8 protein-coding genes and 1 pseudogene are annotated in these 12,024 nt (G+C 62.4%); 7 read left to right on the top strand and 2 right to left on the bottom strand.

Features of this window, described 5'->3' with window-relative positions; all coding sequences use genetic code 11:
• Positions 1 to 301 precede the first annotated feature (301 nt).
• The gene (locus BTO02_RS17250) at positions 302 to 865 is read left to right on the top strand and encodes a recombinase family protein (RefSeq protein ID WP_075158043.1); all 564 of its coding nucleotides are present in this window, start codon (positions 302 to 304) and stop codon (positions 863 to 865) included.
• 28 nt (positions 866 to 893) lie between these two features.
• Here the strand turns inward: BTO02_RS17250 and BTO02_RS17245 are convergent, their stop codons facing one another.
• Positions 894 to 1,496 (bottom strand): recombinase family protein, encoded by a 603-nt coding sequence (locus tag BTO02_RS17245; protein ID WP_075158042.1) that lies wholly within the window; start codon positions 1,494 to 1,496, stop codon positions 894 to 896.
• 306 nt (positions 1,497 to 1,802) lie between these two features.
• On the opposite strand from BTO02_RS17245, the gene BTO02_RS33900 reads away from it, so the two are divergent.
• Positions 1,803 to 3,110, top strand: coding sequence for an EAL domain-containing protein (locus BTO02_RS33900; protein ID WP_083615169.1), 1,308 nt, complete (start codon positions 1,803 to 1,805; stop codon positions 3,108 to 3,110).
• A gap of 174 nt (positions 3,111 to 3,284) precedes the next feature.
• Entirely contained in the window at positions 3,285 to 7,502 is a 4,218-nt protein-coding gene (locus tag BTO02_RS17230; RefSeq protein ID WP_156883850.1) for an autotransporter outer membrane beta-barrel domain-containing protein, read from the top strand.
• 632 nt (positions 7,503 to 8,134) lie between these two features.
• Here BTO02_RS17230 and BTO02_RS17225 read toward each other — a convergent pair.
• Positions 8,135 to 8,995, bottom strand: a complete 861-nt coding sequence (locus BTO02_RS17225; RefSeq protein ID WP_075158039.1) for a 2OG-Fe(II) oxygenase — start codon at positions 8,993 to 8,995, stop codon at positions 8,135 to 8,137.
• A gap of 459 nt (positions 8,996 to 9,454) precedes the next feature.
• On the opposite strand from BTO02_RS17225, the pseudogene BTO02_RS35525 reads away from it, so the two are divergent.
• The 4 genes and pseudogenes from BTO02_RS35525 to gspG form a co-directional block, all read left to right on the top strand.
• Positions 9,455 to 9,901, top strand: a pseudogene (locus BTO02_RS35525) (carbohydrate-binding protein); the annotation flags it as partial.
• Positions 9,902 to 9,927: 26 nt separating this feature from the next.
• The gene (locus BTO02_RS35155) at positions 9,928 to 10,353 is read left to right on the top strand and encodes a hypothetical protein (RefSeq protein ID WP_232243390.1); all 426 of its coding nucleotides are present in this window, start codon (positions 9,928 to 9,930) and stop codon (positions 10,351 to 10,353) included.
• Positions 10,262 to 11,527, top strand: a complete 1,266-nt coding sequence (locus BTO02_RS34820; RefSeq protein ID WP_232243389.1) for a glycoside hydrolase family 18 protein — start codon at positions 10,262 to 10,264, stop codon at positions 11,525 to 11,527. The genes BTO02_RS35155 and BTO02_RS34820 overlap by 92 nt, the downstream gene beginning before the upstream one ends.
• A gap of 25 nt (positions 11,528 to 11,552) precedes the next feature.
• Positions 11,553 to 12,017 carry a type II secretion system major pseudopilin GspG gene (gene gspG, locus BTO02_RS17215; protein WP_075158968.1) on the top strand — a complete coding sequence of 155 codons (465 nt, stop codon included), beginning with the start codon at positions 11,553 to 11,555 and terminating at the stop codon, positions 12,015 to 12,017.
• Positions 12,018 to 12,024 lie beyond the last annotated feature (7 nt).

Here is a 12,024-nt window from a genome sequence, read left to right as displayed (position 1 = left end):
CGCTACCGGTACATCGCGTGCGGCGCTCATTCACCGCGCGGCAATGAATTGCAGCGATTCGGCGGCTGCGTCCAGCGCGGCATAGCGGATGTCTATCTTCGCCCGATGCGCTTGTCCGAACATCGCTGCGCTTTCATAACGAAAGCCGCTTACAGCGCTAAAGCGCTTACGCGATATCGGCTCATTGCGTCCATTTGAACCTTCAAAGGACGGAGGAAATGCGATTCGAACCTGCGAAGCACGCAAACGGGGAACTGGCCATAAAGCGAAAGAGCAAGCGAGGGAAATGCGGGAATTAAAAATGAAAATTGGATATGCAAGAGTGTCGACCGACGACCAGAACCTCGATTTGCAGATCAACGCGCTGGAGAGAGCGGCATGTGACCGGATCTATTCCGATCACGGCATTTCAGGCGCGCAGTTCAAGCGGCCTGGGCTCGAGCGTGCGATGCGCGCGATGAAAGCCGGCGATACGCTCGTGGTCTGGCGCCTCGACAGGCTGGGCCGTTCGCTGCCGAAGCTGATCGAACTCGTCGACCGGCTCGGCAGAAAGGGCATGCATTTCGCGTCGTTGAACGAGCACATCGATACGACGACCTCGGGTGGCGCGTTGATGTTCCATATGCTTGCCGCACTCGCCGAATTCGAGCGCAAGCTGATTGCCGAGCGCACACGGGCCGGCATGAGCGCGGCGCGTGCGCGCGGCCAGACGCTTGGGCGCAAACGCTCGCTCGATCGCGAGCAATGCCGCGAAGCGCTGCAATTGCTTGCCGAGCAGCCGGCCGCGCTCGTCGCCGCACGCTACCGGATTCATCCGCGCACGCTATGGCGAAGTCTGCGTCGGGAAGGTCTCGCCGCCTGCTGAGCGGCGCGTATCCACCGCGCGTACCGCGTCATATCACCGGGATCGGATGCACGACCGTGTCGAGCGTGTCGTACAGCGCGTCGCGCTCCTTGCGCGCTCGCCGGATCGTCCGATGCGATACGCCGAAGCGCGCGGCCACTTCTTCGATCGAATAGTCGTTTAGCAGCCGTAGCGCTTCTTCGCGCTGCTCGGGCGCGAGCGCGGGCCGGCGTCCAATGCGCTTGCCCTTGAGCCGCGCAACCTGCATTCCGGCTTTAGTGCGTTCGCCAATCAGCGATCGCTCGAATTGCGCGAGCGCGGCCATCATATGAAACACGAGCATGCCGCCCGACGTCGTCGTGTCGATCGATTCAGTAAGCGACTGAAAATGAATCGTGCGCCGTTTGAGCTCTTCGATCAGATTCACGAGATGGCTAAGCGAGCGCCCCAGGCGGTCGAGGCGCCATACGACGAGCGTATCGCCGTCTTCGAGATAGCCGAACGCCTGGTCCAGCCCGGGCCGCGTCATGCTTGCGCCCGACACGCCATGGTCCTGAAACAGAACCTCGCATTGTGCTGCCTGCAAAGCGGCAATCTGCAGATCGAGATTCTGGTCTTCTGTCGAAACGCGTGCATATCCGATCTTTCTCATTGCTGTCACCGTTAGGCCGGATAGGGTAACCCTGGCCGCCGGCCGATACGCGATTAACTTGCGTCGCGTGTCGAATTGCCGACGACGTGGCTTTTCGGATTGACACATAGGTTCCTTTTTGTCCGATTGTCTTTCTCTGTTTGCGCGCGCACGAAGGCCATGATTTCCCCGTAGTTTTTGAGTGGTCCGACGACTAGACTCGATGCTGACACAAACGAACCTTTTTGCACCGCGCACGAAATCGCGCGTGGACCCTGTCCGTGCAGACCGTTCGTGTTTCGATCGGTGTCGCGCTGCGTGCGGCGCATGAACACGTCGAATTCGTTTGCGCCTTCGCCCGAGCTGAAGGCGCTCTTCAGGCGACTCGGCGTGAATCCCAAGGCTACTGCGAACGGCAGCGACGAAGCGCCCGCGCTTTGCATCGTCGCCTCCATCGCGAATCTCGCGCAAATCGAGCATGCGCATGGCGCCGCATTCGCGCGCCTCGTGCGCTATATCGTCAACGAACGCGCGCGCACCGTGTTCGGCGAATATCCAGGCTTTGTCGGGCATAGCGGCAATCACATTCTGTTCGTGTTCGACACCGTTGTCGCCGATCGGCCGCCGACGCGTCTTTTTGCTCCGCAAGCGAGTTTCCTGATCGAGCGCATTCAAGCGGTACTCGCGAACGATCCGGTCGTGAGTCTCGATACGAAGGCGTATCCGGTCGTGTCGATTTCGGTTCCCGAATTCAGCGACGCGCCGTTCGATATCGAAGCGTTTGGCGCCGCGCCGCTGCTGTCATTGCCATGGGGCGACGGCGGACGACGCGGGCGCGAGCAGTTCGATGCCGATACGCGCACCGCCGATCGTCTTCTTTCCGCGCTTGCCGAGCGCCGGTTGTGTTTCGAATGGCAGCCCATATGCGATGCGCGCGATACCAGTGCCGTGCTCTATTACGAAGCGCTGTTGTGCGAGCGCACCGGCGCGGGACTCGAGCATGTGGGCTTTGCGGTGCAAGCGCTCGAACGTCTTGGACTGACGCGGCGGCTCGATCAGTGGGTGGTCGAATCGGTGATCGAAGCGTTACGCATGAATCCCGGTATTCGCCTCGCGTGCAACGTCTCTGCGCAGAGTGCGCGGCTCGACCCGTGGTGGTCGTTCGTGGTCGATGTGCTGAGCGAGGAGCCCGACATCGCATCGAGGCTCGTGCTCGAGATCACCGAGACGGCGCCGCTGTTCGATCTCGAGGCGGCGCAGCAGTTTGTCGGCTGGCTGCAGCGGCTCGGCTGCCGGATCGCGCTCGATGACGTGGGCGACGGCTACAGCAGTATGCGTTGCCTCGCAGGACTCGCGCCCGACATCGCGAAGATCTCGCGCGGCAATCTGGTTCGAGCGGCACGCGACGCGCAGGGCGCCGATTTCCTGCGTCAACTGGTTGCATTTGCAAAGACTTGCGCGGCGACGGTCGTGATCGAAGGCATCGAGAGCGACGCCGACGTGGCGGCCGCTCGTCTCGCGGGCGCGAGCGGTCTGCAGGGATACCTGTTTGTCCGGCCGGATCCGGGCACCGCCGCGTGCCTGTCGCTGTTCGAGGCGCCCGCTTGCGAACGGCGCCCGCGCCCTCCCGGCTAGGCGCCTTCGACGACCGCCTGGCGCCGCGCGGCGCTGCCGGCACCACGCCCGTTGTTGCGATCCGCATGCCGGGACCGCGCAACGACAGACCTCTTCATTTCCAACGTAAGGCCTCTGTGCCGTAGTGCGCGCTCGCCACGGCGCGCCAACGCACGCTCACAAGAAAGGAATGTGATGAAAATCAGTCATCGTTACGCCATCACGAGGAGACAGGCGTCCCGTAAGCTCAAGTTGTCGGCGTTGTCGCTGGCCGTGACGGCGGCGTTCGCGCCGGTCTGGTCGCATGCCGATCCGCTGTCCGGCGTCGTCGTCGACGGGTCGACGGACCAGCCGCAGACGTTCGGTCCGGACGTCGTGATCAACGAGCCGTCTTCGATACCGGAAGGGCAACCGGCGCGCGCGGTGAGCGCGGTCAACGGCGGCCGGATTCAACTGAACGGCACGCAGGTGCAGGTGAACTCCCCGTTCGAGAAGACGTGGGGCCTGTATGCGACGGGCGCGGACTCGTCGATTGCCGCGACCGGTGCCGCGATCACGGTGGACGGCACAGGCACGAACGGCGGCAATGCACCGCTCGGCACCGACGCCGAACGCGGCGCGACGATCGCGCTGAACGGCGGCTCCGTGAAAATGACCGGCACGAATCGAACCATCGCCGTGCGCAGCATGTCCGGCGGCACGACGATAGTGGACGGCACAACCCTCTCGACGGCCGGCGCCAATTCGCACGCGGTCATGGCCTTTGCGGACGATGTGTCGGCGGGACTCGCGCACATCGATATCACGGGCGGCGCCGTGACCACGGCTGGCTCAAACTCGTACGCGCTGTACGCGCAAAACGCGGGCGCGCAGGTCGATGCGCACGGCGTAACCGTGAGCACGGCGGGCAGCAGCTCGCGCGGCGTGCATGCGGTCAACGGCGGCGCCGTCAACGTGGACGGCATGACGCAGGTGACGACGAACGGCGCTGCCGCGCAAGGCATGCTGGCAAGCGGCACCGATGCATCGTCGGGCGAGCAGTCGAAGATCGTGTCGACCGGTGCGACCGTCGTCACGAACGGCGCCGGTGCGGCAGGCGTCGCGGCGGGCGCATCCGACGGCGCATCGGGCACGCTGAGCTTCGCGGGCGGCAGCGTGACGACGAACGGCGCGCAGGCCTATGGCGCGTCGGCGACCTTTGGCGGCACGATCGCGCTGGCCGATACGTTCGTGACGGTCAACGATGCGGGTCACGACAACATCGGTCTGTTCGCATCGGGCGCGGGTTCGTCGATTACCGCGAGCGGGACGAACGTATCGGTGGTCGGTACCGGCAACGGCGGCGGCGAGCCGACGGTCGGCGTCGAAGCGAAAGGCGGCGGTACGATCGCATTGACGGGCGGCCAGGTCGCGATGGCGGGCACCGACCGCACGATCGGCTTGCTCGGCAATCCGGGCTCGACGATCACAACCAATAACACCGATATTTCGACGACCGGCTCCAATTCGCACGCGGTGCTCGCCTGGTCGAACGATCCGACGCAGGCGAACGCGATCGATGTGAACGGCGGCCGTGTGACGACGAGCGGCACGAATTCGTATGGGCTCTATGGCGAATATGTCGGATCGACTGTCAACGGCAATAACGTTGCGGTGACGACGACCGGCGACGTCGGCCGCGGCGTCTATGCGTGGGATGGCGGCATCGTCAATGTGAACGGCGGCACGATCAATACGGCGGGAGTCGCGGCCGAAGGCATGATGTCCGCGTCCGACCAAAGCGGCCAGCTGCCTCGCATCGTAGCGAACAACGTGCTTGTGAATACGACGGGTGCGACTTCATCGGGTATCGCGGCGGGCGCGCAGGACGGGCACGAGCAAAGCAGTATCGACTTTACCGCGGGCAGCATCAATACGAGCGGGGCGGGATCGGCCGGCGTCACCGCGCAATATGCAGGCGCGGTGAGCCTGCACAACACGGCGGTGACGGCCACTGGTGCCAACGCGCCCGCGGCGGCCGTGATCGACGGCGGCACCTTGAATGTCGAGGCGAGCACGCTGAGTTCCACGCATTCGGATGGCATCGTCGTCACCGGAAACGGCAACGTTACGCTGACGGGGACGACGGTCAATGCAGCCGGTGCTTCGCTCGTATCGAATCTCGAGAGTGCGGCCGTTCAGCAGAACATCACGGTCGGCAACGGCTCGGTGCTCACGCAGAACAACGGCACGCTGCTGCAGGTGAACCGCACTGCGGACGGCATGGACGGCGTCGTCAATCTGACGCTGCAGGCGGGGTCGACTTCGAGCGGGCAGATCGTCGATAGCGACGGGCTCGATGCGGACGGCACGCGCACGGGCGGCGGCACCACGAACTTTATCGTCGAGCAGGGCGCGGCGTGGTCGGGCACGGCCGAGGGGCTCAACAACGCGAGCGTCGGCGATGGCGGCACGTTTACACATAATGGTGGCGGTGCGATCGCGGGGGACGTCACGGCGGGCAATAGCGCAACGGTCACGTTCAACGATACGGCGACCGTCGGCGGCTCCGTGCAGTCCGGCGCGAATTCGGCTGTGAGCTTCAATAGCGCGGCGACGATCGGCAAGGACGTCGTCAGCAATGGCGCGCACTTCACGTTTGCCGGCAACGCGACGATCGGCCAGAGCGTTCAGGCCGACGCGGGCGGGTCGGTTTCGTTCGCCGGCGCCGCGACGATTGCGAGCAATGTGAGTGCGTCGAATGCGACGGTGACGTTCAGCAAGACGGCGGCGACGCAGATCGGCGGCAACCTGTCGCTCGACGACGGTTCGAGCACGCACGGCGGCACGATGGGCAATCCCGTCCAGATCGCGGGCAATGCGGCCGTGAACAACGGCTCCGTGCTTGGCGGCAACCTCGTCATTGCGGGCAGCGTGAGCGGCACGAACGGCACGCTGGCGCCCGGCAATTCGGTCGGCACGCAGACGTACGGCAGTCTTGCCGGATTTTCGGGAACCTACGTTTCCGAAGTGAACGCGGCAGGACAGTCTGACCGCATCATCGTGCAAAGCAATGCCGATCTGTCGGGTCTTGCGCTGCGCGTGTCGCAGGAGAACGGCAACGGTGGCTTCAGACTTAATACGCCGTACACCGTGCTGCAAACCACGAATGGCGGCGTCGTGCAGAACCGCTTTTCGAGTGCGGCACTCGATGCGTCGTTCGACAACACGCTCGTCGAGCTCGCCCCGGTTCAATACGATCCGACCGACGTGAAGGTCAGTCTCGCAGTCGACCCGCAGAAGGTCGCGGCGGCAGCGAGCGGCTTCACGAAGAACCAGAACGCGGCGCTGTTCGGTGCCTTGTCGCTTGCCACGCCGAACGCGATGGTCGATGCGTTGTTCACGAGCGCGACGAACGGCAGCAACTTCGACCAGGTGTCGGGCGAAAGCTATGCATCGACGAAGACAGCGTTGATCGAGGACAGCCGCTATGTACGCGACGCAGCGATCGATCGATTGCGTTCGTCGTTCTCGACGGCTGCCGCGCCCGACGTGCAGGCGCTGAGCTTCGATGCGAACGGCAAGTCGGTCGCATCGACGCTGGCAAACGAGCGCGTTGCGGTCTGGACGAAGGGCTTTGGCGCGTGGGGACATACGAGCGGCAGCGCAGGCTCGTCTAGCCTGTCGGATTCGACGGGCGGCGTGCTGGTCGGTGCGGACGGACTGGTCGGCGATAAATGGCGCGTGGGCGGTCTCTTCGGATACAGCCATTCGAATTTCGATGTCGATGGCCTTTCGTCGTCGGCAGGTAGCGACAACTACCACGTTGGTTTGTACGGCGGTACGCAGTTCGGCCATGTCGGCGTGCGGGCCGGTGCGTCGTATTCATGGCAAAACATCGACAGTTCGCGTTCGATCGCGTTTGCGAATTTTACCGATCACACGAATGCGAGCTACGACGCGGGCACCGCGCAAGCGTTTGGCGAAATCGCCTATACGCTCGATGTTGGCCGCGCGGCGCTCGAGCCGTTTGCGAATCTCGCGTACGTGAGCCTGCATACCGATGCGTTCAACGAAAGCGGCGGCGCTGCGGCGTTGCACAGCGATGGCGATACCACGAACACCGCGTTTTCGACGCTGGGAATTCGCGCATCGTCCGACTTCGCGGTCGGTTCGGCCGCGATGACCGTGCACGGCACGCTCGGCTGGCAGCATGCGTTCGGTGCGCATACGCCGACGGCGTCGGTGGCGTTCGCGGGCGGGCAGGCGTTCGATGTCGCCGGTGTGCCGATTGCGCGCGATGCGGCGTTCGTGGGTGTCGGTATCAACGCGGCGCTGACGGCGAAGCTGAGCCTTGGCGTTTCGTACTCGGGGCAGTTGGGCGGGGGCACCGGGGATCATTCGTTTATCGCGAATCTCGATTATCGGTTTTGAGCAGGCAGTAGCGAGTAGTTGAAGGGAGGGGAAGGGGCGCACGGGTCAGGCCGGGGCGCCTCTTTTTTTTATGGGGTGCTGGGAAGGCGAAAGAGGACTCGTCGGCACGCGTCTCTATCCGGATGATGCGATGGTTGCTTCAAGGTATCGCGTCAAGTAACGCACTGGAGAGTCGCCAGGCAATTGCCGGAACGCCAGGGAAAATGCACTTGTACTGCTGTATCCGAGATCGAGCGCGACGTCTGCGCAATTGAGCCAGATGAAGTGAGCCCGGTACAAGCGTTTAACAGCGAATGTGGCCTGATCCTGACACAAGAGCGCCTGAATTCGCAATCGTATCCGCCAGGGCACACGGTAGCATCAGCATGTCCCATAGGTCCCGGGAGACACATCAATGGACAAGACCTTCGTCGAATCGATATGGAAAAAAAGCGTCTCGCTCTGGCATTGCTCTTAACGTTTGTGTGGGGTATTAACTTCCCGATAACGAGGCTTGGACTCGACTCGTTCGATCCATTCGTTCTGACCGTTGGTATCTACAGAATGGATGCCGGGCACGCTATGCGGACGGAGACTGCGAATTCATCTCGAGCCTGATTGTGGCCGCGGCGATGCACCGCTGTAGCGGTAGCCTACTCGCACACCCGCTCCCGCATCCACTTCGTCATGATCCACTTCTCGCCGCTCGTCACGGGCGCGCCGCCGTGCAGCGTCATCGGATCGAGCTGCCCGCGTCCATTCATATACCGGAAGTACACGGCGCCGCCGCGGCGCGCGGTGACAGCCGCGCACGCTTGCGGAAAGATCGTTGCGCCGCCGCCCTCGACATCGTTGAGGTACACGATAAGCGTCGCGACGCGTTGCCCTCCGTGCGACGTGTGGACCGCGCTGCCTTCCTGATCGGGTGGAAAGTAGTCGAAGTGCGGCCGATACTCGCCGCCCGGCGCGTAATGCAGCACCTGCAAACCTTCGCCGTGATCGATGGGCCAGTTCATCAGCGCGGCGATACGACGGTCGAGCCGCTCGATCAGCGCATCTTCGCAGCGCGGGAACCAGCAGCCCTCGCTTGTGCGCATCTCGATCACGTCTTCGCTACCGTTGTCGGGATTGACCGTCGTCGAGCGCTTGAGGCGGTGTCTTGAACGTACGATCAGGTCCTCGCACTCGTCGCCCGATAGCACATCGTCTAACACGATGATCTGCGGACGCGCGATGCGCATCAGCACCGATACGTCGCGGTCGTACGCACGTATGCAATTGCCTTCTGCGACGGGGCATGCATCGTATTCGTACGGACTGGCATCGTTGACAGTAGTGTCGACAAACGCCGTGTGCTCACCGTTGCGCGCCGTAGCGGCACTTCGCACGAGGTCGCGAGCCATCGAAACATCGATGCCTGCATGCGCCATCGCCTCGACGATCGATTCGTGCGTGCATCCGCGGTTCAGATTGGTCGCCAGCCATTCGTTCCATAGGCCATTGATCGCTTCCATTAGCGCCTCCGTCTGGTTGTCAGTCTGGCTTTTGGCAATAAAGGATAGTCGATTCGCAACTCGATTTAATAGAGCATGGAAATGCGAGTCGACTTTATTAAACATTAATTAACGCGTGATCGGCGCGTGATTTCTGGCAAATCCGTGTGCCGTCGGTTGGATAACCGGCGAATGCCTTCACAGGACGCCTTGTCATGCGGCAGAAGACCTTGCGGGGTGCCGGAGGCTAGTCAACCTTGGTCGAGAATGTTTGAAATTTTATTCACCTTTCCAAACTTGAATTAAATGGAAGGCGGCTTTTCAGATTTATTGGTTAACTCTTGATTGATCGATTTGAATGACCTATCTATTAGCAAGGACGTGTCGTGGTGAATAACAGGTTGGGTCAGCAGTTGCGTCGCATGTCTTGTTTTGCATCGTGGCTGTCGGTCGCAGTGCCGAAATGCGTCAGGAGATCTTATGAAGATCAAGAAGAATGGGGCTTGTGTGTCAGCACTCGTTGCGTGGTTGCTCGCAGCTCATTCGATCGGCGCGCTGGCCGACGAGTGGAAAGAAGGCTCGACCTACACCGCCGGTACCACGGTCACGTATAACGGCCACTCGTATCAGGCGCTGCAAACGCACACCGCGTACGCGGGCGCAGGCTGGACGCCGCCCAGTTCGCCGACGCTGTGGCGCGATCTCGGAACGGCTGGCGGTACGCCTTCGCCTTCTCCGGCACCGGCACCTGCACCTGCGCCAACGCCAACGCCAACGCCAACGCCAACGCCCTCGGGTGCGGGATGTTATGCCGAATGGTCTGCGACTCAAGCGTATGCAAATGCGGGCTCATGGGTGACTTACAACGGACATAACTACAAGAACAAGTGGTGGACGCAAGGCGACAATCCGGCGCAGTCCGGTAGTTGGGGGGTATGGCAGGATCTGGGCGCATGCGCCGGCGGCCCATCACCGGCACCAACGCCGACGCCGACGCCGACGCCAACGCCAACGCCAACGCCAACGCCGACACCAACGCCGACACCAACGCCGACACCAACGCCGACACCAACGCCGACACCAACGCCGACACCAACGCCGACACCGACGCCGACACCGACACCGACACCGACGCCGACGCCGACACCGACACCGACACCGACGCCGACGCCGACACCGACACCGACACCGACACCGACGCCAGCACCGGCACCCTCGCCATCCTCGAGCGCACACGAGATAGGCGGCTACTTCGCGCAATGGGGCATCTACGACCGCAACTTCAAGGTGAAGGACATCGACACGTCCGGTCAGGCGAAGCAGCTGACCTTCATCAACTACGCGTTCGGCAACATCTATGCGAAGAACGGCGGCTATGAATGCGGCATCGTCAACAAGGCGGAACCCGGCGCGACGAATCCGAACGCGCCGGATGCGGGCACCGGCGGCGATGCGTGGGCCGACTATCAGAAGGGCTTTTCGGCTAACGAAGCGGTAAGCGGAACATCGGACCCGTGGCAATACGCGTGGGACGATCCGCGTAACGGCAAGGCCGGTCCGCTCAAAGGCAACTTCAATCAGTTGAAGCAGCTGAAAACGAAGTACCCGAACCTGAAGATCATGATTTCGCTCGGCGGCTGGACCTGGTCGAAGTGGTTTGGTCGTGCCGCATCGACCGATGCGGGTCGCAAGCAACTGGTAGCGTCGTGCATCGACGTTTATATCAAAGGCAATCTGCCGTTCGATGCGGGTTCCAATGCCGGCGGAGACGGTGTGGCAGACGGCGTGTTCGACGGCATCGATATCGACTGGGAGTTTCCGGGTGGGGGCGGCCAACCCTATAACATCGTCGACCAGAACGATAAGCAAAACTACACGCTGCTGCTAGCAGAGTTCCGCAAGCAGCTCGATGCGATCGGCGCGCAAAAGGGCAAGCGATATCTGCTGACCGTTGCCATCGGCTCGGGTGGAGACAAGATCGCCAATACAGATCCCGCCCAGTACAGCAAATCGCTCGACTGGATCAACGTGATGTCCTACGACTTCCACGGCGGATGGGAGTCGACCGGCCCCACGGATTTTCAATCGAATCTCTATATAGACCCCGAGAGCCCGAATGTGAAGACCGAAAACGGCGCGACCTATAACGTCGACGCCGCGGTCAAAGGCCTGCTCGAAAAAGGCGTGCCGCCGTCGAAAATCGTCGTCGGCATTCCGTTCTACGGCCGCGGCTGGACCGGTGTGACCGGCGGGCCGAAAGGCGATGGGCTCTACCAGAAGGCCACCAAGCCGGCGCCCGGCAAGTACGAAGAAGGCATACAGGATTACCGCATATTGAAGAGTGCGCCCGGCACCGTGTACGAGCATCCGGTCGCCAGGCAATCGTGGAAGTTCGACGGCACGACGTTCTGGTCTTACGACACACCGGCGACGGTCCGCACGAAAGTCAATTACGCGAAGCAGCAGAACCTGCGCGGCGTCTTTTCCTGGGAGCTGGACGGCGATACGTCCGATGCGGAGCTGACGAAAATCCTCGGTGAAGTGAACAAGTGATATGCGCCAACGTTTGAAAAGAGGCATGGCCGTCGTTGCGCGGGCGCGCGGCGCGCAATCGTTGCATGCGCAACCACGCGCGCGCCGTCGGCAAGGCTTTACGTTGCTCGAACTGCTCGTGGTGCTGCTCATCATTGCATTGCTCGCCGGCTACGTCGGCCCGAAGCTGTTCGGGGAAGTCGGCAAGGCGCGCAGCAAAACCGCGGCCTCGCAAATGAAGGGAATCGGCAGCGCACTCGATCGCTACCGCCTCGATACGGGCCACTATCCGGCGGGCGATGCCGGTCTGGCCGCATTGATGACGAACCAGGGCAACACGCCGGGCTGGGATGGTCCCTACATGAGCAGCGCGATTCCGAACGATCCATGGGGAAAACCGTACAACTACCGGGTCCCCGGAGAAAACGGAAAAGACTACGACCTCTTTACTTACGGCGCGGACGGCAAGCCGGGCGGCACGGGCGAGGACGCAGACATCTTTGCGAAGTAGAACGGTC

This window comes from Paraburkholderia sp. SOS3 (assembly GCF_001922345.1).
Taxonomy (GTDB): Bacteria; Pseudomonadota; Gammaproteobacteria; order Burkholderiales; family Burkholderiaceae; genus Paraburkholderia.
The sequence above is the reverse complement of the archived record's forward strand: the minus strand, read 5'-3'. Positions and strand labels throughout refer to the sequence as shown.

Bases quoted from the DNA above. Each gene is read 5' to 3' on its own strand.
- BTO02_RS17250 (WP_075158043.1), top strand. From the start codon at position 302: ATGAAAATTGGATATGCAAGAGTGTCGACCGACGACCAGAACCTCGAT.
- BTO02_RS17245 (WP_075158042.1), bottom strand. From the start codon at position 1,496: ATGAGAAAGATCGGATATGCACGCGTTTCGACAGAAGACCAGAATCTC.
- BTO02_RS33900 (WP_083615169.1), top strand. From the start codon at position 1,803: ATGAACACGTCGAATTCGTTTGCGCCTTCGCCCGAGCTGAAGGCGCTC.
- BTO02_RS17230 (WP_156883850.1), top strand. From the start codon at position 3,285: ATGAAAATCAGTCATCGTTACGCCATCACGAGGAGACAGGCGTCCCGT.
- BTO02_RS17225 (WP_075158039.1), bottom strand. From the start codon at position 8,995: ATGGAAGCGATCAATGGCCTATGGAACGAATGGCTGGCGACCAATCTG.
- BTO02_RS35155 (WP_232243390.1), top strand. From the start codon at position 9,928: ATGCGCCGGCGGCCCATCACCGGCACCAACGCCGACGCCGACGCCGAC.
- gspG (WP_075158968.1), top strand. From the start codon at position 11,553: ATGGCCGTCGTTGCGCGGGCGCGCGGCGCGCAATCGTTGCATGCGCAA.